Raw genomic sequence first — 24,239 nt, 5'->3', positions numbered from 1 at the left:
CGGTTACCTGGTAGAGGCCCGGCACAGGGGCCGGGCTCGGGTTACGCCTCTGGAATCGGCTGGAACGGCGTTTCCTGGTCGGTGCGCTCGCCCTTGCCCAGGGCCTTGACGCTGACCCGGATGGAATAGAACAGGATGCTCAGCACCACAACCAGGAACAGCACGGTCAGCGCGGTGTTGGTGTAAGCGTTGAAGATCACGTGCTGCATCTGCTCGACGTCCTTGGCTGGAGCGAGCACCTGGCCGGCGGCCAGGGCATCGCTGTACTTGTTGGCGAGGGCGATGAAGCCGACCGCCGGGTTCGGGTCGAACAGCTTGATCAGGCTCGCCGTGGTGGTGCAGATCAGCAGCCACAGCGCCGGCACCAGGGTGACCCAGGCGTAGCGCTGGCGCTTCATCTTGATCAACACCACGGTGCCGAGCATCAGCGCGATGCCGGCCAGCATCTGGTTGGAGATGCCGAACAGCGGCCACAGCGTGTTGATGCCGCCCAACGGGTCGATCACGCCCTGGTACAGCAGCCAGCCCCATAGCGCCACGCAGCCGGCGGTGGCCAGCATGTTGGCGGTCCAGGACTCGGTGTTGCTCAGGGCGGGCACGAACTCGCCGAGCAGGTCCTGCAGCATGAAGCGTCCGGCACGGGTACCGGCGTCCACCGCGGTGAGGATGAACAGCGCCTCGAAGAGGATCGCGAAGTGGTACCAGAACGCCATGGTGTTCTCGCCCGGCAGTACCTGGTGGAGGATGTAGGCGATGCCCACCGCCAGGGTCGGCGCGCCGCCGGCACGGGCGAGGATGGTGTTCTCGCCGATGTCCCGCGCAGTGGCTTCCAGTTGCTCGGGGGTGATCGTGAAGCCCCAGCTACTGACCGCCGCGGCGACGCTGACGGTGTCCGAGCCGACGATCGCCGCCGGGCTGTTCATCGCGAAGTAGATGCCCGGCTCGATCACCGAGGCGGCGACCATCGCCATGATGGCCACGAAGGATTCCATCAGCATGCCGCCGTAACCGATGTAGCGGGCATGGGATTCGCTGGCCAGCAGCTTCGGCGTGGTGCCGGAAGAGATCAGCGCATGGAAGCCGGACACCGCGCCACAGGCGATGGTGATGAACAGGAACGGGAACAGGGAGCCCTTCCACACCGGGCCGGTGCCGTCGACGAACTGGGTCAGCGCCGGCATCTTCAGGTCGGGCATGACGATCAGGATGCCGATCGCCAGGGCGACGATGGTGCCGATCTTCAGGAAGGTCGACAGGTAGTCGCGCGGCGCCAGGATCAGCCAGACCGGCAGCACGGCGGCAACGAAGCCATAGCCCACCAGCATCCAGGTAATCTGCACGCCGGTGAAGGTGAACCGCGGCGCCCAGTCCGGATCGTGGCCGATCACCCCGCCCAGCCATATCGAACCGAGCAGCAGCGCAACGCCGATCACCGAGATTTCGCCGATCTTCCCGGGGCGGATGAAGCGCATGTACACACCCATGAACACCGCGATGGGGATGGTCGCCATCACCGTGAACATGCCCCACGGGCTCTCGGCCAAGGCCTTGACCACGATCAGCGAGAGCACCGCGAGGATGATGATCATGATCAGGAAGCAGCCGAACAACGCGATGGTGCCGGGAATCTGCCCCATCTCCTCGCGGACCATCTCGCCCAGCGAACGGCCGTTGCGGCGGGTGGACATGAACAGCACCATGAAGTCCTGCACCGCACCGGCCAGGACCACGCCGGAGATCAGCCACAGGGTGCCGGGCAGGTAGCCCATCTGCGCGGCCAATACCGGGCCCACCAGCGGGCCGGCGCCGGCGATCGCGGCGAAGTGGTGGCCGAACAGCACGTGCTTGTTGGTCGGCACGTAGTCCAGGCCGTCATTGTGCAGCAACGCCGGGGTGGCGCGGCTGGCGTCGAGTTGCATCACCTTGGTGGCGATGAACAGCGCGTAGTAACGGTAGGCGACCAGATAGATGGCCACCGCGGCGACCACTATCCATAGCGCGTTGATCGCCTCGCCACGGCGCAGGGCCACGACTCCCAACGCAAGCGCGCCCACAACCGCCAGCACCACCCAGGGAATATGCCGCAGGACGCTACTGTTGTTGTTCATGGGTCACTCCAGAAATTTACGGACCAACTGCCGCTCAAGATTAGCTCGCCCAGCGGAATTGACCATCGGACAGGCGCCTGGAACCTTTCCGAAACGTCCCGGCGCAGAGGCGGCATGGAGCCGTAGAGAGCCCATCGACCGGCCCCACACGCAAACAAAAGCCGGGCATGGCCCGGCTCAACGTCACGGCAGCGAACCGATCAGGCGGGCTGCTTGGCATAGCGCGCCAGTTGCGCGTCCCGGCTCATGACTTCAAGGGTGGCGGTCAGCACTTGCTCGCTGGTTACATCGGGACTGCTGAAGATGGTGTTGAAGTGTTCGTGGGTGACCTTGGCGAAACGCTCGCGGTCGGCCTTCTCCACACCAAGCAGCGTGGCGTAGGCATCCAGCGCTTCGCCATGGCCCTGGGCCATGTCTTCGGCGATGGAATCGAGCATGCCGTTCATGGCCAGCCAGGAACGGCCGCCGTAGCCGAGCCGGGCGCTGGAGTCGCAGCCATTGGTGCCCGATGTCAGGCCGAAGGTGGCGTTACCCGAAGTGCCGTTGGTAGTGGTGGCGAGCAAGTGGGGGAACAGGCCGCGCTGGCCTTCGAACAGCATGTTGCCCCAGCCGCAACCATTGCCGCCGGCCTGGTCGGCTTGCGCCCCCAGGCTCATTGCCCCCAGCATCCCGATGATCAAACCTTTGCTCAGCAGTCGCTTATCCATATGTCCGCTCCAGAGGGTATTGTCGGTAAAACTGCTCTAGGAGCTTTGGCGACACTTCCGAAGCTGTCAAACCACCGGCGACAATGTCGCTACACTGAAGTCCGAGTTTCCGCCAGGAGGCATCATGTCCACCCGCAACGGCCGTATCATCCTCGCTCCCCCGCTGATCTACCTGATCTTCATCGGTGTCGCCTGGGGGCTCACCTATCTGCTGCCGCTGCCACTCCCCGAGAACAACTGGACCATCTACCTCGGCTGGGGACTGATCGACGCGGGCATCCTGCTGTCCGCCTGGTCGGCCCTGGCGATGGCCCAGCACAAGACCACCATCAACCCCTACAAGAAGCCCAGGCACCTGCTGGAGAGCGGCCCGTTCCGCTACTCGCGCAATCCGATCTACCTGGGTTTCAACCTGATCTACGGCGGCATCGCCCTGCTGATACACAGTTGGTGGCCGTGGATACTCCTGCCGCTGCTGATCCTGACCATGACCCTCGGCGTGATCGTTCCCGAGGAAGTCGTGCTGGAGCGCCAGTTCGGCGACAGCTACCGACGCTACCGTGCTCGCGTGCGGCGCTGGCTATAGTGGATGAAACAGCGAGGAGCACTTAGATGAGCGATCCCCAACACGAGCGGCGGCGCTTCCACCGCGTGGCGTTCGACGCCAGCACCGAGATCAGCCAGGATAGCCGGCGCTGGCCGGTGGTCCTGCACGACCTGTCGCTCAAGGGATTGCTGGTGGAGCGCCCGCAGGGCTGGGACGGCGATGCCGGACGGCCCTTCATGGCAAGCATTCGCCTGTCCGAGGATATCGAGGTGACCATGGAGGCCGTGCTGACCCGCAGCCAGGACGACCTGCTGGGCTTCGAATGCCGGCACATCGACCTCGACTCGATCAGCCACCTGCGCCGCCTGGTGGAGCTCAACCTCGGCGACGAGGAACTGCTGGAGCGCGACCTGACTGCGCTGGGGCAATAGCCGTCTGCTGTAGGAGCGAGCTCTGCTCGCGAAGCGTTTGCGGTGCCGAGGATCGCGAGCGGAGTTCGCTCCTACCCAAAGCGGTCCGGCCTTCAGCACCTCCCCGCTATTCGAACAACGCATCCAGCGCCTGCTCCAGGCGCGTCACCGCGACCACCTGCAACCCGGCCGGGGCCTCCTTCGGGGCGTTGCCCTTGGGTACGATGGCGCGTTTGAAGCCGTGCTTGGCTGCTTCCTTGAGGCGCTCCTGGCCGCTCGGCACCGGGCGGACTTCGCCGGACAGGCCGACCTCGCCGAACACCAGCAGGTCGTGGGGCAACGGACGGTTGCGCAGGCTGGACATCACCGCCGCCATCAACGCCAGGTCCGAGGCGGTCTCCAGCACCTTGACGCCGCCGACCACGTTGAGGAACACGTCCTGGTCATGGGTGGGAATGCCGCCATGGCGGTGCAGCACGGCGAGCAGCATGGCCAGGCGGTTCTGGTCGAGGCCCAGGGTGACGCGGCGCGGGTTGGCCAGGTGGCTGGTGTCCACCAGCGCCTGCACTTCCACCAGCATCGGCCGCGTGCCCTCCCAGGTGGCCATCACCACGCTGCCGGGCACTTCCGCCTGGGCGCGGGTGAGGAAGATCGCCGACGGGTTGGAGACTTCCTTGAGGCCGCGATCGGTCATGCCGAACACGCCCAGCTCGTTGATCGCCCCGAAGCGGTTCTTCACCGCCCGCAGCAGGCGCAGGCGGCCGTCGGATTCGCCCTCGAAATACAGCACGGTGTCGACCATGTGCTCGAGCACGCGAGGTCCGGCCAGCGCGCCTTCCTTGGTGACGTGGCCGACCAGGAAGATCGCCGTGCCGCTCTGCTTGGCATGACGCACCAGCAACGCCGCGCTCTCGCGCACCTGGGCGACGCCGCCGGGCGCGGACTGCAACTGTTCGGTGAAGATGGTCTGGATCGAGTCGATGACCATGACCTTGGGCTGTTCGCGGCGAGCGGTGGCGATGATGGCCTCGATGCAGGTCTCGGTCATCACCTTCAGCTTGTCCTCCGGCAGGCCCAGGCGGCGGGCACGCATGGCCACCTGCTGCTGGGACTCCTCGCCGGTGACGTAGAGCGCCGGGAAGCGCTGGGCGATGTTGCACAGGGTCTGCAGCAGGATGGTCGACTTGCCGATGCCCGGATCGCCACCGATCAGCACCACGGAGCCGTCCACCAGGCCGCCGCCGAGCACTCGGTCGAGTTCCGCGGACGCGGTGGAGAAACGCGGCATTTCCTCGACGCTGACTTCCGCCAGGGTCTTGATCTGCGCCTGCTGGCCAACCCAGCCGCCGCGCGTGTCGCTCGCGCCGGTACCGGGGTCGACGGTCTCCACCAGGGTGTTCCAGGCCCCGCAATCAGCGCATTGTCCGGCCCACTTGGGAAAGGTCGCGCCGCACTCCGTGCAGCCATAGATGCGCTTGGCCTTGGCCATGCAAGCTCTCCATCAGGGGAAAGCGCGCATCATACCAGTGCTGGCAGGGTTGACGGCCGGACGCATGCCTTGCAGGCGGTCGCGCAGGCGCAGGATGTCCTCGCGCAGGCCGCTACGGTGCATCTTGAGGGCTGTCAGGCTGAGATTTTCCAGGGGCTCGATGCCGTTCTCGACACGAAAGATACGCTTGTCGACCGACTCGTACTGCTGTTGCAGGCGCGCCAGGCGCTCATGTTGCCGGCTGATGGACCGATCGGGGCTGCCGAGGGAGCGGAGGTTATAGGCCATGGAAGAGGCTCCAACTGGAGGTTTCGAATGCTGGTCAGCCTAGACCCATATGCCGCTCCCTCGCTTGACCCTGGTCAAGAGCGGGGCTATCCCCCCGCCTGCTGCAAGAGTCGAGCGATCTGGTCCTTGAGGGCTACGCGCTGCAGTTTCAGCCCCTGCAGCGCCAGGTCGTCGAGCGGTTGGCGGCCGTCCTCGGCGTCGTAGACCTGCTGGTCCACGGCCTGGTATTCCTCGGCCAGACGGGAAAAGTGCGCATCGTTCTGCAACAAGGAGCGCAGTTGGCTTTGATATTGAGGGAATTCACGGTGCAACGGATGGTGTTCGAGCGGCATTGGTCGATCCTCCTGAACGATAGTCCTTACAGGCTAGACCAGCCTCGGGCCAAGGGACGGGCGGACCGACGAAATCCACACTACCCCCTCAAGCACGGGCCACACCGCTCCGCAAGTGCTCCATGACTGGATTACACTGCGTTCACCTAACTCAAAACACAGGGAGTCAAACCATGAGTCTGCTCAGCGAGTTCAAGGCCTTCGCGGTCAAGGGCAATGTCGTCGATATGGCGGTGGGGATCATCATCGGCGCGGCGTTCGGCAAGATCGTCTCGTCCTTCGTCGGCGACGTGATCATGCCGCCGCTGGGCATCCTGATCGGCGGCGTGGACTTCTCCGACCTGGCCATCACCCTCAAGGCGGCCGAAGGCGACATACCGGCGGTGGTGCTGAGCTACGGCAAGTTCATCCAGACGGTGATCGACTTCACCATCGTCGCCTTCGCCATCTTCATCGGCATCAAGGCACTGAACAAGCTCAAGCGCGAAGAAGCCGCCGCTCCGGAAGAGCCGCCGGCGCCGACCAAGGACCAGGAACTGCTGGGCGAGATCCGCGACCTGCTCAAGGCGCAGCAGGGTAGGTGATTTCGGACGGGGCGCTGATGCCGGTCTGTCAGCAGCCACGCGGCATGCTCGCGCGGCGGTCCGGCCAGCAGCCCCGACCTGCCCCCTCTCCCGGAGGCAGAGGGTTCTGTCCGCGAGGCGCCGGGCAGGCCGTGGGTTGCAAGAATCCCTTCGCGCGCCTCCCACTCACTCAGCCGGCCTGAGCAACAACCTCACCACCCGGCGATCCTTGACCTCGGTGACGCTCAGCCGCCAGCCGGCGTAGTCGATGTGATCGCCGATCAGCGGCAGGCGGTCCAGCAGGCTCATGGCCAGGCCGGCAAGCGTCTGGTAGTCCTCGGTGGGTTGCGCCCGAAAGCCGATGCGCTCGCGCAGCACCGCCAGGTTGACCGCGCCGCTGACCTGGTAGCCATCATCCACCGCGACGATGTCCGGGCCGTCCACTTCGCTGGCGTCCGGCAGTTCGCCGGCAATCGCCTCGAGGATGTCGGTCAGGGTCAGCAGGCCCTCGAAGCCACCGAATTCGTTGACCACGAAAGCCACATGGGTGGACGCCTGGCGCATCTGCTCCAGGGCGCCCAGCACCGAGCTGCTGTCCGGCAGGTTCGGCGGCGTGCGCAGCAGGCTCTCGATGTCCGGCCGGCCACCCTCCAGCACGGCCTTGAGCAGTTCCTTCTTGTGGATGTAGCCCAGCGGCTCGTCCTCCTGGCCGGCGCGGATCACCAGCAGGCGCGAGTACGGCGACTCCAGCAGCGCGCGCTGGACCTGCTCCGGGTCGGCGTCCAGGTCGATGTGGTCGACCTCCATGCGATTGGTCATCACGGTGCGGATCGACTGTTCGGCGAGGTTCAGCACGCCGCTGATCATCACCCGCTCGCGACGGTCGAACAGCGCCGCCTCGCCGCCGTCGCCGAGCATGTCGGCAATCTCGTCACCCACTTCGTCGGCCTCCACCTTGCCGCCGAGCAGGCGCATCACCGCATGGGCGGTGCGCTCGCGCAGGCCACGGCCGTTCTGCAACTGGCGCTGGCGCTTCCAGCGCACCAGTTGGTTGGCCAGCTCGATGAGGATGGAGAAGCCGATCGCCGCGTACAGGTAGCCTTTCGGGATGTGGAAGCCCAGGCCCTCGGCGGTCAGGCTGAAACCGATCATCATCAGGAAGCCCAGGCACAGCATGATCACCGTGGGATGGGCGTTGACGAAGGCGGTCAGCGGCTTGCTGGCGACGATCATCAGGCCGATGGAGATGACCACCGCGATCATCATCACTTCCAGGTGCTCGACCATGCCCACGGCGGTGATCACCGCGTCGAGGGAGAACACCGCGTCGAGCACCACGATCTGCGCGACCACCGGCCAGAACAGCGCGTAGGTACGCGAACCGCCCTGGCGATGGACGCGGCCCTCCAGGCGCTCATGCAGTTCCATGGTGGCCTTGAACAGCAGGAACAGGCCACCGAACAGCATGATCAGGTCGCGGCCCGAGAAGCTCTTGCCGAACAGCTCGAACAGCGGCTCGGTGAGGGTCACCAGCCAGGAAATGCTGGCCAGCAGGCCCAGGCGCATCAGCAGCGCCAGGCCCAGGCCGATCTGCCGGGCGCGGTCGCGCTGATGGGGCGGCAGCTTGTCGGCGAGAATGGCGATGAACACCAGGTTGTCGATACCCAGCACCAATTCCAGGACGATCAGGGTCAGCAGACCCAGCCAGGCCGTCGGGTCGGCCATCCATTCGAAAAACATCAGGCCCTCTCAGGCAATAGACGGGCACGGGACGACGCTGCGCGAACGCCCGAAGGGCGGCACAGGCGGGTCTGCATGCGGAGGAAGGGAACTTGCGGGAGATGGCGCGCATGGGCGCCGGTCGATGTGGGGGCCACCGGGGGTGGCTTGCTACTGTCGCTGTCCATCAAGGTCTTGCTAATGACAAAGGGACGGCCATCCTAGGACAGATCGCCGGCCGGATTAAGCCGGCAATCTTTTCCAATCATGTCCTACCAGTAGTTTTCCACCGCGATCTGCCCCGGCTTGCGGGTCAGCGCCAGGCTCATGCCGCGCGTTTTCAGCACCGCGCGGGTGTCCTCGATCATCTGCGGGTTGCCGCACAGCATGATCCGCGAATGGGCCGGATCCAGCTCCAGACCGGCGGCGCGTTCCAGCTCGCCGTTCTCGATCAGCGTGGTGATGCGCTGGTTCAGCGCGCCGGGATACGCCTCGCGGGTCACCACCGGGATGTATTGCAGCTTGTGGGCGTATTCGGCCAGGTAGTCGCGCTCCTTCAGCCCGGCGATCAGCTCCTGGTAGGCCAGCTCGCGCGCCTCGCGCACGCTGTAGACCAGCACGATGCGCTCGAAGCGCTCCCAGGCCTCGAAATCCTGGAGGATCGACAGGAAGGGCGCCAGCCCGGTACCGGTGCCGAGCAGCCAGAGGTCGCGGCCGTCGGGGAAACGGTCGAGGGTCAGGAAGCCGAAGGCCTGCTTGTCCACCAGCAGGGTGTCGCCTTCGCGCAGGCGGGAAAGCTCGCTGGTGAACTCGCCGCCGGGCACCACGATGGAGAAGAACTCGAGGAATTCGTCGTAGGGCGAAGACACCATCGAATAGGCACGCCAGACCACGCAACCGCTCGGTTTGCGCACACCCAGGCGGGCAAACTGCCCGGCGCGGAAGCGGAAACCGGCGTCGCGGCTGGCGCGGAAGGTGAACAGGCTGGGGGTCAGCGTGCGGATATCGTAGACGGTCTGACGGGTGAACTTCTCTTCGCTGGCGGTCATACTTGCGCTCCTCTTTGCCGCTCCAGTCTCGCGCAAATACGCGCCGGGAAACACCGTCAGTTCTTATGCCTATATTCGTTACGCCTTTTGCCAGCCTCGATCTGCTCCGCCAACCCGAGCAGCGCGACGACCCGCTGCAGGCCTTCGACGCCGCCGACGAGTACCTGCTCGCCCATCTGCACGAGCAGGGCCTGGAGCGCGATGCACAGGTACTGGTGCTCAACGACGGCTTCGGCGCCCTGGCCTGCGCACTGGCCTCTCATGCGCGAGTGACCAGCAGCGGCGACTCCCACCTGGGCTTCATCGCGCTGCAAAAGAACCTGGCGCGCAATGGCCTGTCCACCGACGGCGTGGGGTTCGTGCCGGCCAGCGCCACGCCCGAGGGGCCGTTCGAGGTGGTGCTGATCCGCGTGCCGAAGACCCTGGCGCTGCTGGAGGAACAACTGATCCGCCTGCACGGCCATCTGGCACCCGGCGCGCGGGTGATCGCCGGGTCGATGGTCAAGCACCTGCCACGCGCCGCCGGCGACCTGCTGGAAAAGTACGTCGGCCCGGTACAGGCCTCGCTGGCGGTGAAGAAGGCGCGCCTGCTGTTCGCCACGCCCGAGGACAGGCCAACGCCGGTGTCGCCCTACCCCACCCGCTACCGGCTGGATCGACCGGCGCTGGAGCTGGTCAACCACGCCAACGTGTTCTGCCGCGAAGGGCTGGACATCGGCACCCGCGCCTTCCTGCCGCACCTGCCGACCCACCTGGGCAATGCACGGGTGGCGGACCTCGGCTGCGGCAACGGCGTGCTCGGCATCGCCTGCGCGCTGACCAATCCCGAGGCGCGGCTGACCCTGGTGGACGAATCCTACATGGCCGTGCAGTCGGCTGCGGAGAACTGGCGGGCGGCGCTCGGCGAACGGCCTGTGGATATCCACGCCGCCGACGGCCTGGCCGGGCAGCCGGTGGATTCGCTCGACGTGGTGCTGTGCAACCCGCCGTTCCACCAGCAGCAGGTGGTCGGCGACTTCCTCGCCTGGCGCATGTTCCAGCAGGCCCGCGCGGCGCTGGTCACCGGTGGCGAGTTGTGGATAGTCGGCAACCGCCACCTCGGCTACCACGCCAAGCTCAAGCGGCTGTTCCGGGGCGTCGAGCAGGTGGCGGCGAATCCCAAGTTCGTGGTGCTCAGGGCGCGGAAGTAGCTTTCCCCTCTCCCATGAATGGGAGAGGGGGCTGTCCGAAGTTAGTCTGAAACCAGGTACTTGCCGGAATGCACGGAGTTCCAGGCGCGAGTCACCCCTCTCCCGTTTACGGGAGAGGGGGCCGGGGGAGAGGGTCTTGCGGCCGTCTCCCCGGATTGAATCCGGGCTACGTGGACAGCCCCGCCGCATTCATCACCTGCCTCAACAACCAGGCCACCCCGCCAAGCACCAGCACGCTGGCGGTCCAGATCGCCAGCAGCCAGGCCAGGCGCTGCCACAACGGTTTGCGTTCCTGTACGTCCATCAGTGGTACCCCTGGTCCGGCGTCACCTTGCCGCGGAACACGTAGTAGCTCCAGGCGGTGTACATGAGGATGAACGGAATGATGAACAGCGCGCCGACCAGCGTGAAGCCCTGGCTCTGCGGCGGGGCGGCGGCGGCCCAGATGCTCACGGAAGGCGGGATGATGTTCGGCCACAGGCTGATCCCCAGGCCGCTGTAGCCGAGGAAGATCAGCACCAGGGTGAGCACGAACGGTGCGTAGTGGGCATTGCGCTGGATCGCCCGCAGCAACGCGTAGGTGCACAGCAGCACCAGCAGCGGCACCGGCAGGAACCAGAACAGGTTGGGCAGGCTGAACCAGCGCCGGGCGATCTCCTCGTGGGCCAGCGGCGTCCAGATGCTGACGATGCCGGTGACCAGCAGCACCACCCAGACCAGCGGCGTGCCGAGATCGTGCATCTGCTGTTGCAGACGGCCTTCGGTCTTCATGATCAGCCAGGTGCAGCCGAGCAGCGCGTAGGCGGCGATCAGCGCCAGGCCGCAGAACACCGAGAAAGGCGTCAGCCAGTCCAGCGCGCCGCCGACATAGACGCGGTTCTCCACCGGGATGCCGTTGATGAAGGCGCCCAGGGTCACGCCCTGGAAGAAGGTCGCCGCCAGCGAGCCGCCGATGAACGCCTTGTCCCACCAGTGACGCTTGCTGGGCTTGGCCTTGAAGCGGAACTCGAAGGCCACGCCCCGGAAGATCAAGCCGATGAGCATCAGGATGATCGGCAGGTAGAGCGCCGACAGCACCACCGCGTAGGCCATCGGGAAAGCCGCGAACAGGCCAGCGCCGCCAAGCACCAGCCAGGTCTCGTTGCCGTCCCAGACCGGCGCCACGGTGTTCATCATCACGTCGCGCTCGGACTTGTCCTTGACGAACGGGAAGAGGATGCCGATGCCCAGGTCGAAGCCGTCCATCACCACGTACATCATCACCCCGAAGATGATGATCACCGCCCAGATCAGGGAAAGATCGATACCCATGGCTCAGCTCCTCGCATCCAGGCCATTGCTGGCGTCGTCATCGTCCATACCCTCCTCCGAGGCCGACAGCGGCCGCGCCGGCGTGCGCCGCTGGCCGGGGCCGCCGGAGCCGGCCCGCTGGCCTTCGTCGGTGACCGGGCCCTTGCGCACCAGGCGCAGCATGTAGCTGATACCGATGCCGAACAGCACGAAGTACACCACCACGAACAACGCCAGGGTCACGCTCATCTGCGTCACGCCGTGGTTGGACACCGCGTCGGCGGTGCGCATCAGGCCGTAGACCACCCAGGGCTGGCGGCCGACCTCGGTGGTGAACCAGCCGGCGAGGATGGCGATCAGCCCCGACGGCCCCATCCACAACACCAGGTGAAGGAACGGCCGGCTGCTGAACAGCCGGTCGCGCCAGCGCAGCCACAGGCTCCAGACACCGGTGAGGATCATCAGCAGGCCGAGCGCCACCATGATGCGGAACGACCAGAACACGATGAGCGAATTGGGCCGGTCTTCGGGAGCGAACTCCTTCAGCGCCGGCACCTGCTCGTCCAGGCTGTGGGTGAGGATCAGGCTGCCGAGGTAGGGAATCTCCAGCTTGAAGCGGGTCTCCTCGCGCTCCATGTCCGGCCAGCCGAACAGGATCAGCGGGGTCGGCTCGCCGCTGCTGTTGTCCCAGTGCCCCTCCATCGCGGCGATCTTCGCCGGCTGGTGCTTCAGGGTATTGAGCCCGTGCAGGTCGCCGATGAAGGCCTGTACCGGCGCCACCAGCAGGGCCATCCACATGGCCATCGAGAGCATCTTGCGCAGAGCCGGGTTGTCGCGGCCGCGCAGCAGGTGCCAGGCCGCCGAGGCGCCGACGAAGAAGGCGGTGGCGAGGAAGGCGGCGGTGGCCATGTGCGCCAGGCGGTAGGGGAACGACGGGTTGAAGATCACCGCCAGCCAGTCCACCGGGATCACCCGGCCGTCGACGATCTCGAAGCCCTGCGGGGTCTGCATCCAGCTATTGGAGGCAAGGATCCAGAAGGTCGAGATCAGCGTGCCGATCGCCACCATCACCGTGGAAAAGAAGTGCAGCCCCGGCCCGACGCGGTTCCAGCCAAACAGCATGACGCCGAGGAAGCCGGCCTCGAGGAAGAACGCGGTGAGCACCTCGTAGGTCAGCAGCGGCCCGGTGACCGCGCCGGCGAAGTCGGAGAAGGCGCTCCAGTTGGTGCCGAACTGGTAGGCCATGACCAGCCCGGAGACCACGCCCATGCCGAAGTTGACGGCGAATATCTTCGACCAGAAGTGGTAGAGATCGCGGTAGACCCCCTCGCCGGTCTTCAGCCACAGCCCTTCGAGCACCGCCAGGTAGCTGGCCAGCCCGATGGTGATGGCCGGGAAGACGATATGGAAGGAAATGGTGAAAGCGAACTGTATTCGGGCCAGGTCCAGGGCTTCCAAACCGAACATGGGTGTTCCTCGCTCAGGTTGCAGGCGGGCTCGACGGTGGCCCGCGGCTCCACGGTTAGTTGGAGTATGGCAGTAGGGGGAATTGTTCTTTTCGATGGGAGCTGGCACGGCGGCCAGGCGCTTGATGCAAAAACCAAGACGGTTTTTTGATCCAGATCAAGCAATGGGTGAATCCTAGCGCCGGATTGCGGCATTTCCGCTGTGGTCGATTGCCGCTGTGACCGATTGTCACGGACACGGAGCGCTCCCGGGCTCTGCTCGGTAATGGGCTGTGGAGAGGCGAAGGGAGACTGCTCGCGAAGCTTTCGAGGGGCCGATATTCGCGAGCAGAGCTCGCTCCTACAGGTGCACTTCCAGCCGCCGGGTCAGGCGGATTTCCTGGGGGCTGACCTCAGCGCCGTAGGCCAGCACTTCCACGCCGGCCGCCACGGCTTCGCGCAGGGCCGCGGCATAGGCCGGATCGATCTCCGCCGCCGGCCGTACCGCCGTGATGCCGCTCAGGTTCACGCAGTACAGTTGCACGGCACGCACGCCCTGGCGGGCCAGCGTAGCCAGTTCGCGCAGGTGCTTGCTGCCGCGAGCGGTCACCGCATCGGGAAAGGCCGCCACCGGCGAGGCGTCGAAGCCGAGGGTGACGCTCTTCACTTCGACGAAGGCCGGACCTTCGGGGTAGTCCAGGCGGAAGTCGGCGCGGCTGCGCTCCTCGCCATAGGCCACTTCGCGCTTGAGCGCCGTGAAGCCGGCCAGTTCGCCGATCATTCCTGCGCGCAGGGCCTCCTCGACCAGCGCATTGGCCCGCGCGGTGTTCACGCAGGCCAACCGGCCCTGTGGCGTCTCGCTCAACTCCCAGGTGCCGGGTAGCTTGCGCTTCGGGTCGTTGCTGCGGCTGAACCAGACTCGCCCGCCCGGGCTCATGCAATTGAGCATCGAGCCGGTGTTCGGGCAGTGGATGGTCAGGCGCTCGCCGGCCGGCGTCTCGATATCGGCGAGGAAACGCTTGTAGCGCTGCAGCAGGCGCCCTTCCTCCAGAGGCGGCTCAAAGCGCATCCGGCCTCCAGCTTTTCAGGCCACGGGCGATGCGTTCGACCGCCTCCTCCAGGCGCGGCAGGCTCTGCGTGTAGGCGAAGCGCACGTGCCGGCTGGCCAGGTGCCGCCCGAAATCCACCCCGGGGGTGAAGGCGACATGCTCGGTCTCGATGAAGTGCCGGCAGAAGGCGAAGGCATCGCCGCCGAAGGCCGAGATGTCCGCATACAGGTAGAAGGCACCTTCCGGCTCCACGGCGATGCCGAAGCCCAGCTCGCGCAGGGCCGGCAGCAGGTAGTCGCGGCGGCGGGCGAACTCGGCGCGGCGCTCCTCGAGGATCGCCAGGGTGGCCGGCTCGAAGCAGGCCAGCGCAGCGTACTGGGCCATGCTCGGCGCGCTGATGTAGAGGTTCTGCGCCAGCTTCTCCAGTTCCGGGACGGCCTGCGGCGGCGCCACCAGCCAGCCGAGACGCCAGCCGGTCATGCCGAAATACTTGGAAAAACTGTTCAGCACGAAGGCTTCGTCATCCACCTCCAGCACGCTGCTGGCGTCCACGCCGTAGGTCAGGCCATGGTAGATCTCGTCGACCACCAGATGGCCACCGCGCCCTTTCACCGTCGCCGACAGGGCAGCCAGCTCGTCACGGTGCAGCAGGGTGCCGGTCGGATTGGCCGGCGAAGCCACCAGCGCGCCGACGCTGTCGCCGTCCCAGTGCCGCTCGACCAGTTGCGGCGTCAGTTGGTAACGCTCCTCCGGACCCACCGGCACCAGTTGCGCGCCACCCTCGACCAGGCGCAGGAAATGGCGGTTGCACGGGTAGCCCGGGTCGGCCAGCAGCCAGTGCTTGCCGGGGTCGACCAGCAGGCTGGAGGCCAGCAGCAACGCCCCCGATCCGCCGGGGGTAATCAGAATGCGTTCGGGGTCTATCCTTAACCGGTAACGTTCGGCGTAGAAACTGGCGATCGCCTCACGCAGCGCCGGTACTCCGCGCGCGGCGGTGTAGCGGGTATGCCCGGCGGCCAGCGCGGCCTGCCCGGCGGCGATGATGGGCTCGGCGGTGGTGAAATCCGGCTCGCCGATTTCCAGGTGGATGACATCGTGACCTTCGGCCTGCAACTGGTTGGCACGCGCCAGCAGGGCCATGACATGGAAAGGTTCGATGGCGCGGCTGCGCGCACTGTAGGGATGGGCCATGGGCCTTCCTTTATATGAAAGAACAGCGGATTCTATCCGACCGACCGGGCAAACCGTAGCAGGCTCGACAACCGGGAGTAGCGCAGGCGGAATCGATCTGGTAAGTTCGCCCGCTTGCAGCCGCAGGGCCGGCACCAATGACGGCAATGGATATCATCCTGCGCAATGGATCAGAGAGATTAAGAGGCGGTCATCCATGCCTACCAAAGCAAAAGAAAAGAGCAGCCAACTGACCCGCGGTTTCGAGCCTTATCAGGAAACCAAAGGCGAGGAATACATGAGCGACGCGATGCGTGCTCATTTCACCGCCATCCTCAACAAGTGGAAGATGGAGCTGATGCAGGAGGTCGACCGGACCGTGCATCACATGCAGGACGAAGCGGCCAACTTCCCCGATCCAGCCGATCGCGCCAGCCAGGAAGAGGAATTCAGCCTGGAGCTGCGTGCCCGCGACCGCGAGCGCAAGCTGATCAAGAAGATCGACGAGACCCTGCAACTGATCGAAGACAACGATTACGGCTGGTGCGAATCCTGCGGTGTGGAAATCGGTATCCGCCGCCTGGAAGCCCGCCCAACCGCCACCCTGTGCATCGACTGCAAGACCCTGGCGGAAATCAAGGAAAAGCAGATCGGTTCCTGACCGACCACGGGGCGCCTAGGCGCCCCGCTTCATTTGTAGCCTCCCGCCGATGACCGCCCCCGCCTACATCGGCCGCTTCGCCCCCACGCCGAGCGGCTACCTGCACTTCGGCTCACTGGTCGCCGCCCTCGCCTCCTACCTGGACGCCCGCGCCTGCGGCGGCCGCTGGCTGCTGCGCATGGAAGACCTCGATCCGCCGCGCGAGGTCGCCGGAGCCCAGGACGCCATCCTGCGTACCCTGGAGGAGTACGGCTTCGAATGGGACGGCGAACTGGTCCGCCAGAGCGACCGCCACGGGGCCTACCAGCAGGTGATCGACCAGTTGCTGCGCCAGGGCCTGGCCTATGCCTGCACCTGCTCGCGCAAGCAGCTCGAAAGCCACGGCGGCATCTACCCCGGCACCTGCCGCGACGCCCGGCACGATCCACAGGGCGCGGCGATCCGTTTGCGCGTGCCGGAGCTGGAGTACCGCTTCGTCGACCGCGTGCAGGGCGAATTCCGCCAGCACCTCGGCCGTGAGGTCGGCGACTTCGTGATCCGCCGCCGCGATGGTCTCTACGCCTACCAACTGGCCGTGGTGCTCGACGACGCCTGGCAGGGCGTGACCGACATCGTGCGCGGCGCCGACCTGCTCGACTCCACCCCGCGCCAGCTCTACCTGCAGGAACTGCTCGGCCTGCCGCAGCCGCGCTACCTGCACGTGCCGCTGATCATCCAGCCGGACGGCCACAAGCTCGGCAAATCCTATCGCTCGCCGCCGCTCCCCGCCGACCAGGCCGGCCCGCTGCTGGCCCGCGCCCTGCGCACGCTCGGCCAGGAGCCGCCCAGCGACCTGGAAAACCTGCCGCCACGCCAGGTGCTGGAGTGGGGAATCGCCAACTGGGATGCCATGCGTCTCCCGCGTAGCCGGACGCTGCTCGAAGAGCAGTTGCGCTGAAGCTGCAAGCTGCAAGCTGCAAGCTGCAAGCTGCAAGCTAGAAGCATAAACTCGCCAAGCTCCACGGCAACGCTTATAACTTGCGGCTTGTCACTTGAGGCTTGTAGCCAGCCATGTACATCTATCGATTGGTCCTGCTCCTGGTGGTGGGGATCTACCTGTTCTCCCCCGCCATCATGGACTGGTGGGTCGACCCGAGCGGTGCCTGGTACCGGCCCTACCTGCTCTGGCTGATTCTCATCGTGGTGACCCTCATCCTGCAGAGCCAACGCGATGCTGACGAGCTTTAACCTGACGCAGCTGATCCTGATCAGCGCCCTCTACCTGTTCGCCCTGTTCGGTGTCGCCTGGCTCAGCGAGCGTGGCGTGGTGCCGCGCCGGATCATCTACCACCCGCTGACCTACACCCTGTCGCTCGGCGTCTACGCCAGCGCCTGGGCGTTCTACGGCACGGTCGGCATGGCCTACCAGTACGGCTTCGGCTTCCTCGCCAGCTACCTGGGCGTGTCCGGCGCCTTCCTGCTGGCGCCGGTGCTGCTCTATCCGATCCTGCGCATCACCCGCACCTACCAGTTGTCGTCGCTGGCCGACCTGTTCGCCTTCCGCTTCCGCAGCACCTGGGCCGGCGCGCTGACCACCATCTTCATGCTGCTCGGCGTGCTGCCGCTGCTGGCCCTGCAGATGCAAGCGATCGCCGACTCGATCAGCATCCTCACCCGCGAGACGGTGCACGAGCGGGTGGCACTGAGCTACTGCGGGTTGATCATCCTCTTCACCATCCTGTTCGGCGCCCGGCACATCGCCACCCGCGAGAAGCACGAAGGGCTGGTGTTCGCCATCGCCTTCGAATCGGTGGTCAAGCTGCTGGCCCTCGGCGGTATCGGCCTGTACGCCTTCTATGAAGTGTTCGGCGGCGCCCAGGGCCTGGAACTCTGGCTGCTCAGCAACCAGAGCGCCCTCGCCGCGCTGCACACGCCGCTGCAGGAGGGCCCCTGGCGCACCCTGCTGCTGGTGTTCTTCGCCTCGGCCATCGTCATGCCGCACATGTACCACATGGCCTTCACCGAGAACCTCAACCCGCGCGCGCTGGTCAGCGCCAGTTGGGGGCTGCCGCTGTACCTGCTGCTGATCAGCCTGGCGGTGCCGCTGATCCTCTGGGCCGGCCTGAAACTCGGCGCCACCACCAACCCCGAGTACTTCACCCTCGGCGTCGGCATCGCCGTGAACAACCAGCCGCTGACCCTGCTGGCCTACGTCGGCGGGCTGTCGGCGTCCAGCGGGCTGATCATCGTCACCACCCTTGCGCTGTCCGGCATGGCCCTCAACCACCTGGTGCTGCCGCTCTACCAGCCGCCGGCGGAAGGCAACATCTATCGCTGGCTGAAATGGACCCGCCGGGCCCTGATCATCGCCATCATCGCCGCCGGCTACGGCTTCTACCTGCTGCTCGGCGCCGAACAGGACCTCGCCAACCTGGGCATCGTCGCCTTCGTCGCCACCTTGCAGTTCCTCCCCGGCGTGCTCTCCGTGCTGTACTGGCCGACCGCCAACCGGCGCGGCTTCATCGCCGGCCTGCTGACCGGCATCGGCATGTGGCTGGTCAGCATGCTGCTGCCGCTGCTGGGCAACATCCAGGGCATCTACCTGCCGCTGTTCGACATCATCTACGTGCTCGACGACACCAGTTGGCACCTGGCGGCGATCGCCTCGCTGGCCGCCAACGTGCTGGTGTTCACCCTGGTATCGCTGTTCAGCGAGACCAGCCCGGAGGAACAGAGCGCCGCCGAAGCCTGCGCCGTGGACAACGTGCGCCGCCCGCAGCGCCGCGAGTTGCAGGCCACCTCGCCGCAGGAGTTCGCCACGCAACTGGCCAAGCCGCTCGGCGCCAAGATCGCCCAGCGCGAGGTGGAACAGGCGCTGCGCGACCTGCACCTGCCGTTCGACGAGAACCGCCCCTACGCCCTGCGCCGCCTGCGCGACCGCCTCGAAGCCAACCTTTCCGGGTTGATGGGCCCCAACGTGGCGCAGGACATCGTCGAGACCTTCCTGCCCTACAAGAGCGGCAGCGAAGGCTACGTCACCGAGGACATCCACTTCATCGAGAGCCGGCTGGAGGACTACCACTCGCGCCTCACCGGCCTGGCCGCCGAGCTGGACGCGCTGCGCCGCTATCACCGGCAGACCTTGCAGGAACTGCCGATGGGCGTCTGCTCGCTGGCCAAGGACCAGGAAATCCTCATGTGGAACCGCGCCATGGAGGAGCTCACCGGCATCCCCGCCCAGCGCCTGGTCGGCTCGCGGCTGGCGACCATCGCCGAGCCGTGGAAGGGCCTGCTGGAAGGCTTCATCAACCTGCCCGACGAGCACCTGCACAAGCAGAGCCTGGCCCTCGACGGCCAGACCCGCTGGCTCAACCTGCACAAGGCCGCCATCGACGAGCCGCTGGCGCCGGGCAACACCGGCCTGGTGCTGCTGGTCGAGGACCTGACCGAAACGCAGATGCTGGAAGACAAGCTGGTCCACTCCGAACGCCTGGCCAGCATCGGCCGCCTGGCCGCCGGCGTCGCCCACGAGATCGGCAACCCGATCACCGGGATCGCCTGCCTGGCGCAGAACCTGCGCGAGGAGCGCGAGGACGATGGCGAGATCAGTGAGATCAGCGCGCAGATCATCGAGCAGACCAAGCGCGTGTCGCGCATCGTCCAGTCGCTGATGAGCTTCGCCCATGCCGGTGGCCGCCAGCAGGCCGAATATCCGGTCTGCCTGGCGGAAGTCGCCCGCGAAGCCATCGCCCTGCTATCACTCAACCGGCAAAGCGTCGAAGTGCAGTTCCTCAACCTGTGCGACCCCGACCACTGGGTCGAAGGCGACCCGCAACGACTCGCCCAGGTGCTCATCAACCTGCTCTCGAACGCTCGCGACGCCTCGCCGCCCGGCGGCACCATCAGGGTCAGGAGCGAGGCCTCCGAACAGACCGTCGACCTCATCGTCGAAGACGAGGGCAGCGGCATTCCGAAGGCGATCGTGGACCGCCTGTTCGAACCGTTTTTCACCACCAAGGACCCAGGCAAGGGGACCGGGCTGGGGCTCGCACTGGTCTATTCGATCGTGGAAGAGCATTATGGGCAGATCACCATCGACAGCCCGGCCGATTCCGAGCACCAGCGCGGCACCCGTATCCGGGTGACTCTGCCGCGCCATGTCGACACGACGTCCGCAGTGACCAGAGATCGTCGAGAGAGCTGAATTCATGCCACATATCCTCATCGTCGAAGACGAAACCATCATCCGCTCCGCCCTTCGCCGCCTGCTGGAACGCAACCAGTACGAGGTCAGCGAAGCCGGTTCGGTTCAGGAGGCCCAGGAGCGCTTCAGCATTCCCGGCTTCGACCTGATCGTCAGCGACCTGCGCCTGCCCGGAGCCCCCGGCACCGAGCTGATCAAGCTCGCCCAGGGCACTCCGGTGCTGATCATGACCAGCTACGCCAGCCTGCGCTCGGCGGTCGACTCCATGAAGATGGGCGCGGTCGACTACATCGCCAAACCCTTCGACCACGATGAAATGCTCCAGGCCGTCGCGCGCATCCTTCGCGAACGCCAGGAAAGCCTGAACGCGCCGGCCACCGAACGTGCCGCCCCCGCGGCCACTCGCGGCAACGGCCGCACGGCGGATGCCGGCCAGGGCGAGATCGGCATCATCGGCTCGTGCGCCGCCATGCAGGAGCTGTACGGCAAGATCCGCAAGGTCGCGCCGACCGACTCCACCGTGCTGGTCCAGGGCGAATCCGGCACCGGCAAGGAACTGGTCGCCCGCGCCCTGCACAACCTGTCGCGACGCGCCAAGGCGCCGCTGATCTCGGTGAACTGCGCGGCGATCCCGGAAACCCTGATCGAATCCGAACTGTTCGGCCATGAAAAGGGCGCCTTCACCGGGGCCAGCGCCGGTCGCGCCGGCCTGGTGGAAGCCGCCGACGGCGGCACCCTGTTCCTCGACGAGATCGGCGAACTGCCGCTGGAAGCCCAGGCGCGCCTGCTGCGCGTGCTGCAGGAAGGCGAGATCCGCCGGGTCGGCTCGGTGCAGTCGCAGAAGGTCGACGTGCGCCTGATCGCCGCCACCCACCGCGACCTGAAGAGCCTGGCCAAGATCGGCCAGTTCCGCGAAGACCTGTTCTACCGCCTCAACGTCATCAGCCTGAAGCTGCCGCCGCTGCGCGAGCGCGGCGGCGACGTGATCGAGATCGCCCGGCTGTTCCTCACCCGCCAGGCCGCGCAGATGGGCCGCAGCGACCTGCGCTTCGGCCACGACGCCGAGCAGGCCATCCGCCATTACGGCTGGCCGGGTAACGTCCGCGAACTGGAGAACGCCATCGAGCGCGCGGTGATCCTCTGCGAGGGCTCGGAAATCTCCGCCGACCTGCTGGGCATCGACATCGAGCTGGACGACCTGGAGGACGACGACCTCCCCGGCGGTAGCAGCGCACATTCCAGCAGCAACGCCCACGAGCCGACCGAAGACCTGTCCCTGGAAGACTACTTCCAGCACTTCGTCCTCGAACACCAGGACCACATGACCGAGACCGAGCTGGCCCGCAAGCTGGGCATCAGCCGCAAGTGCCTGTGGGAACGCCGCCAGCGCCTGGGCATCCCGCGCCGCAAGACCGGTAACGCCGTCGACAACTGAGTCGACGGCAGTGACAGAACCCGGGCGATTTGGTTCCCGCTCTGTTACCGCTGCTCATATTCCGTAACAAAGGTCGGGTTATCGGGTAACGAAACCCGGCCTTTTTTCTACCCACCGCCCCGGGCCAAAATACCAAGCCATTGATTTTAAAGGATTTTAAAAAACTGGCACGACACCTGCTTTATCTCTGGCACAACAACAATAACAAGCAATGCCCTACACAATAAGAACAAGACGTACCGACTCCGGCACAACAAAAACAACAACGCAGGGGACGCAGCTAACTGATTCTTTTGGAGAGGACTAGCCGTTGGGGTTCGCCCCACAGCCAGGCAGAGAACAACAAAACTGCTCTACAAAGCAGCGCCCGCACTGGTTGAGATCCTTGATAGAACGGCTGTATCGGCTTCCAAAGCAATCCGTTTGCTACTGACTCCCGAGATTGGGAGTCTTTTCCCAAAGCCACTGGGCCGAGGGAACGGGTCGACAAACAAAAACAACAAGCCCGAATACAACAATAAAAACAAAGCACGAACCAATTTGGGGGGGAGCGCAAGCTCCCCCAGTAGCTTCTACCTCCCTCCTCGCACACCTTCCCCCGACACGATGCTAGAATCCGCGCCAATTCTGCGGTCATTTTCCGTTCTGGCCGATCATTCTCAGCCCGTCACACAGAACCTCCCATGCTGAAGAAGCTGTTCCAGTCTCTCCGCTCTCCCCTGCGCCGCGCCAAGCACACGCGAACCACGCCCGAAGTGCTGACCAGTCGCCAGCACCCGCTGCGCCGCGGCCAGAAGATCAGTCGCCACGCCGTCAGCGTCGTCGAGCGCCTGCAACAGGCCGGCTACCAGGCCTACCTGGTCGGCGGCTGCGTCCGCGACCTGTTGCTCGACCTCGAGCCCAAGGACTTCGACGTCGCGACCAGCGCCACCCCCGAGCAGGTGCGTGCCGAATTCCGCAACGCGCGGGTGATCGGCCGCCGCTTCAAGCTGGTGCACGTGCACTTCGGCCGCGAGATCATCGAGGTCGCCACCTTCCGCGCCAATCACCCGCAAGGCGAGGAAGAGGAAAACAGCTCGCTGGCGGCACGCAACGAGAGCGGCCGGATCCTCCGCGACAACGTCTACGGCAGCCTGGAAGACGACGCCCAGCGCCGCGACTTCACCATCAATGCGCTGTACTTCGACGTCACGGCCGAGCGCATCCTCGACTATGCGCGCGGCGTCCACGACATCCGCAACCGCCTGATCCGCCTGATCGGAGATCCCGAGCAGCGCTACCTGGAAGACCCGGTGCGCATGCTGCGCGCGGTGCGCTTCGCCGCCAAGCTGGACTTCGAGATAGAGAAACACTCCGCCGCCCCCATCGCCCGCCTGGCGCCGATGCTGCGCGAGATTCCCTCGGCACGGCTGTTCGACGAAGTGCTCAAGCTGTTCCTCTCCGGCTACGCCGAGCGCACCTACGAACTGCTGCGCCAGTACGAACTGTTCGCACCGCTGTTCCCGGCCAGTGCGGCCGCGCTGAAACAGAACCCCGACTACACCCACCGGCTGATCCGCCAGGCCCTGGTCAACACCGACGAGCGCATCCGGCTGGGCAAGCCGGTGACCCCGGCCTTCCTGTTCGCCGCCCTGCTCTGGCCGGCGCTGCCGGCACGGGTCGCGCGCCTGCAGGAGCGCGGCATGCCGCCGATCCCGGCCATGCAGGAAGCCGCCCACGAGCTGATCAGCGAGCAGTGCCAGCGCATCGCCGTGCCCAAGCGCTTCACCATCCCGATCCGCGAGATCTGGGACATGCAGGAGAGACTGCCACGGCGTAGCGGCAAGCGCGCCGACCTGCTGCTGGAAAGCCCGCGCTTCCGCGCCGGCTACGACTTCCTGCTGCTGCGGGAGAGCGCCGGCGACGACACCGGCGGCCTCGGCGACTGGTGGACCGACTACCAGGAAGTCAGCGACAGCGCGCGCCGGCAGATGATCCGCGACCTGTCCACCAAGGACAGCGGCGACACCCCGGGCGCCCCGCGCAAGCGCCGCCGTGGCGGTCGACGCCGGCGTGGCGGCGGCGATGGCGCCCAGCCAGCGGGAGAGTGAGGTGGAGCGGGTTTATATCGGCCTCGGCAGCAACCTCGCCGAACCGGCCGAGCAATTGCGCGCGGCGATCGCGGCGATCGCCGCGCTGCCCCATTCGCAGTTGGCCCGGGTGTCCTCCCTGTACGCCAGCGACCCGCTGGGTCCGCCGGACCAGCCGCGCTACGTCAACGCGGTCGCGGCGCTGGATACCACCCTCGCCCCCCTGGAACTGCTCGACGCCCTGCAACGCATCGAACTCGACCAGGGGCGCCAGCGCAAGGCCGAGCGCTGGGGGCCACGCACCCTCGACCTGGATATCCTGCTGTTCGGCGACAGGGCGATCGACGAGCCGCGCCTGACCGTGCCGCACTACCACATGCACGCCCGACCGTTCGTCCTCTACCCGCTGTCGGAGATCGCCGAGGACCTGACCCTGCCCGACGGCCGACCGCTCGTCGCCTTGCTGGCGGATTGCCCATTCGAAGGCATCGAGCGCCTCCCCGCCACCCCGTAGGGTGGGCTTCAGCCCACCACA

At 66.0% G+C, this 24,239-nt stretch carries 23 protein-coding genes; 11 read left to right on the top strand and 12 right to left on the bottom strand.

Features of this window, described 5'->3' with window-relative positions; all coding sequences use genetic code 11:
- Nucleotides 1-41 precede the first annotated feature (41 nt).
- Both PSEWESI4_RS11080 and PSEWESI4_RS11075 read right to left on the bottom strand, forming a co-directional pair.
- The gene (locus tag PSEWESI4_RS11080; protein ID WP_187671265.1) at nt 42-2,108 is read right to left on the bottom strand and encodes a carbon starvation CstA family protein; all 2,067 of its coding nucleotides are present in this window, start codon (nt 2,106-2,108) and stop codon (nt 42-44) included.
- Nucleotides 2,109-2,308: 200 nt separating this feature from the next.
- The gene (locus PSEWESI4_RS11075) at nt 2,309-2,815 is read right to left on the bottom strand and encodes a DUF3015 domain-containing protein (RefSeq protein WP_187671264.1); all 507 of its coding nucleotides are present in this window, start codon (nt 2,813-2,815) and stop codon (nt 2,309-2,311) included.
- 124 nt (nt 2,816-2,939) lie between these two features.
- Between PSEWESI4_RS11075 and PSEWESI4_RS11070 the strand changes: the two genes are divergently transcribed.
- On the top strand, nt 2,940-3,401 hold the full coding sequence (locus PSEWESI4_RS11070; RefSeq protein WP_187671263.1) for a methyltransferase family protein: 462 nt from the start codon (nt 2,940-2,942) through the stop codon (nt 3,399-3,401).
- A 26-nt stretch (nt 3,402-3,427) separates the two neighbouring features.
- The gene (locus tag PSEWESI4_RS11065) at nt 3,428-3,793 is read left to right on the top strand and encodes a PilZ domain-containing protein (RefSeq protein WP_187671262.1); all 366 of its coding nucleotides are present in this window, start codon (nt 3,428-3,430) and stop codon (nt 3,791-3,793) included.
- Between the two features lie 106 nt (nt 3,794-3,899).
- Here the strand turns inward: PSEWESI4_RS11065 and radA are convergent, their stop codons facing one another.
- From radA to PSEWESI4_RS11050, 3 genes are all read right to left on the bottom strand, one after another.
- The gene (gene radA / locus PSEWESI4_RS11060) at nt 3,900-5,261 is read right to left on the bottom strand and encodes a DNA repair protein RadA (protein ID WP_187671261.1); all 1,362 of its coding nucleotides are present in this window, start codon (nt 5,259-5,261) and stop codon (nt 3,900-3,902) included.
- Nucleotides 5,262-5,273: 12 nt separating this feature from the next.
- A complete protein-coding gene (locus tag PSEWESI4_RS11055) occupies nt 5,274-5,549 on the bottom strand; it encodes a DUF465 domain-containing protein (protein WP_187671260.1) in 276 nt (91 codons plus the stop codon).
- An 86-nt stretch (nt 5,550-5,635) separates the two neighbouring features.
- Entirely contained in the window at nt 5,636-5,881 is a 246-nt protein-coding gene (locus PSEWESI4_RS11050) for a YdcH family protein (RefSeq protein ID WP_187671259.1), read from the bottom strand.
- Between the two features lie 173 nt (nt 5,882-6,054).
- Here PSEWESI4_RS11050 and mscL point away from each other — a divergent pair, with 173 nt between their 5' ends.
- Nucleotides 6,055-6,465, top strand: a complete 411-nt coding sequence (gene mscL, locus PSEWESI4_RS11045; RefSeq protein WP_187671258.1) for a large-conductance mechanosensitive channel protein MscL — start codon at nt 6,055-6,057, stop codon at nt 6,463-6,465.
- Nucleotides 6,466-6,630: 165 nt separating this feature from the next.
- On the opposite strand, the gene PSEWESI4_RS11040 is transcribed toward mscL, so the two are convergent.
- Both PSEWESI4_RS11040 and PSEWESI4_RS11035 read right to left on the bottom strand, forming a co-directional pair.
- Nucleotides 6,631-8,184, bottom strand: a complete 1,554-nt coding sequence (locus PSEWESI4_RS11040; RefSeq protein WP_187671257.1) for a TerC family protein — start codon at nt 8,182-8,184, stop codon at nt 6,631-6,633.
- Nucleotides 8,185-8,435: 251 nt separating this feature from the next.
- A complete protein-coding gene (locus tag PSEWESI4_RS11035) occupies nt 8,436-9,212 on the bottom strand; it encodes a ferredoxin--NADP reductase (RefSeq protein ID WP_187671256.1) in 777 nt (258 codons plus the stop codon).
- 65 nt (nt 9,213-9,277) lie between these two features.
- Between PSEWESI4_RS11035 and PSEWESI4_RS11030 the strand changes: the two genes are divergently transcribed.
- The gene (locus tag PSEWESI4_RS11030; RefSeq protein WP_187671255.1) at nt 9,278-10,402 is read left to right on the top strand and encodes a methyltransferase; all 1,125 of its coding nucleotides are present in this window, start codon (nt 9,278-9,280) and stop codon (nt 10,400-10,402) included.
- Between the two features lie 166 nt (nt 10,403-10,568).
- Here the strand turns inward: PSEWESI4_RS11030 and PSEWESI4_RS11025 are convergent, their stop codons facing one another.
- The 5 genes from PSEWESI4_RS11025 to PSEWESI4_RS11005 all read right to left on the bottom strand — a co-directional run bounded on the left by PSEWESI4_RS11025 (nt 10,569) and on the right by PSEWESI4_RS11005 (nt 15,377).
- Nucleotides 10,569-10,706, bottom strand: a complete 138-nt coding sequence (locus PSEWESI4_RS11025) for a DUF2474 domain-containing protein (protein WP_187671254.1) — start codon at nt 10,704-10,706, stop codon at nt 10,569-10,571.
- Complete coding sequence (gene cydB / locus PSEWESI4_RS11020) at nt 10,706-11,713, bottom strand: cytochrome d ubiquinol oxidase subunit II (protein WP_187671253.1); 1,008 nt, start codon at nt 11,711-11,713, stop codon at nt 10,706-10,708. Before cydB ends, PSEWESI4_RS11025 begins: the two co-directional genes overlap by 1 nt.
- A 3-nt stretch (nt 11,714-11,716) precedes the next feature.
- Entirely contained in the window at nt 11,717-13,159 is a 1,443-nt protein-coding gene (locus PSEWESI4_RS11015) for a cytochrome ubiquinol oxidase subunit I (protein WP_187671252.1), read from the bottom strand.
- A gap of 339 nt (nt 13,160-13,498) precedes the next feature.
- Nucleotides 13,499-14,206 carry a DNA/RNA nuclease SfsA gene (sfsA, locus tag PSEWESI4_RS11010; protein WP_187671251.1) on the bottom strand — a complete coding sequence of 236 codons (708 nt, stop codon included), beginning with the start codon at nt 14,204-14,206 and terminating at the stop codon, nt 13,499-13,501.
- Nucleotides 14,196-15,377, bottom strand: coding sequence for a pyridoxal phosphate-dependent aminotransferase (locus PSEWESI4_RS11005; RefSeq protein WP_187671250.1), 1,182 nt, complete (start codon nt 15,375-15,377; stop codon nt 14,196-14,198). Before PSEWESI4_RS11005 ends, sfsA begins: the two co-directional genes overlap by 11 nt.
- A 196-nt stretch (nt 15,378-15,573) precedes the next feature.
- Here PSEWESI4_RS11005 and dksA point away from each other — a divergent pair, with 196 nt between their 5' ends.
- From dksA to folK, 7 genes are all read left to right on the top strand, one after another.
- Nucleotides 15,574-16,017 (top strand): RNA polymerase-binding protein DksA, encoded by a 444-nt coding sequence (gene dksA / locus PSEWESI4_RS11000; protein ID WP_187671249.1) that lies wholly within the window; start codon nt 15,574-15,576, stop codon nt 16,015-16,017.
- 49 nt (nt 16,018-16,066) lie between these two features.
- A complete protein-coding gene (gene gluQRS / locus PSEWESI4_RS10995) occupies nt 16,067-16,954 on the top strand; it encodes a tRNA glutamyl-Q(34) synthetase GluQRS (RefSeq protein WP_187671248.1) in 888 nt (295 codons plus the stop codon).
- 113 nt (nt 16,955-17,067) lie between these two features.
- Nucleotides 17,068-17,244, top strand: a complete 177-nt coding sequence (locus PSEWESI4_RS10990) for a hypothetical protein (protein ID WP_187671247.1) — start codon at nt 17,068-17,070, stop codon at nt 17,242-17,244.
- Entirely contained in the window at nt 17,228-20,200 is a 2,973-nt protein-coding gene (locus tag PSEWESI4_RS10985; RefSeq protein WP_187671246.1) for a sensor histidine kinase, read from the top strand. The genes PSEWESI4_RS10990 and PSEWESI4_RS10985 overlap by 17 nt, the downstream gene beginning before the upstream one ends.
- 4 nt (nt 20,201-20,204) lie before the next feature.
- Complete coding sequence (locus tag PSEWESI4_RS10980; protein WP_187671245.1) at nt 20,205-21,635, top strand: sigma-54-dependent transcriptional regulator; 1,431 nt, start codon at nt 20,205-20,207, stop codon at nt 21,633-21,635.
- Between the two features lie 683 nt (nt 21,636-22,318).
- Nucleotides 22,319-23,725: a polynucleotide adenylyltransferase PcnB gene (locus PSEWESI4_RS10975; RefSeq protein ID WP_187671244.1), complete on the top strand. Its 1,407-nt coding sequence runs from the start codon at nt 22,319-22,321 to the stop codon at nt 23,723-23,725.
- The gene (gene folK, locus PSEWESI4_RS10970; RefSeq protein ID WP_187671335.1) at nt 23,700-24,218 is read left to right on the top strand and encodes a 2-amino-4-hydroxy-6-hydroxymethyldihydropteridine diphosphokinase; all 519 of its coding nucleotides are present in this window, start codon (nt 23,700-23,702) and stop codon (nt 24,216-24,218) included. The genes PSEWESI4_RS10975 and folK overlap by 26 nt, the downstream gene beginning before the upstream one ends.
- The last annotated feature ends 21 nt before the right edge of the window (nt 24,219-24,239 follow it).

Source organism: Zestomonas carbonaria (assembly GCF_904061905.1).
In the GTDB taxonomy this organism is placed as follows: domain Bacteria; phylum Pseudomonadota; class Gammaproteobacteria; order Pseudomonadales; family Pseudomonadaceae; genus Aquipseudomonas; species Aquipseudomonas carbonaria.
Note: the sequence above shows the minus strand (reverse complement) of the source record. Positions and strands in the feature narration are given on the sequence as shown.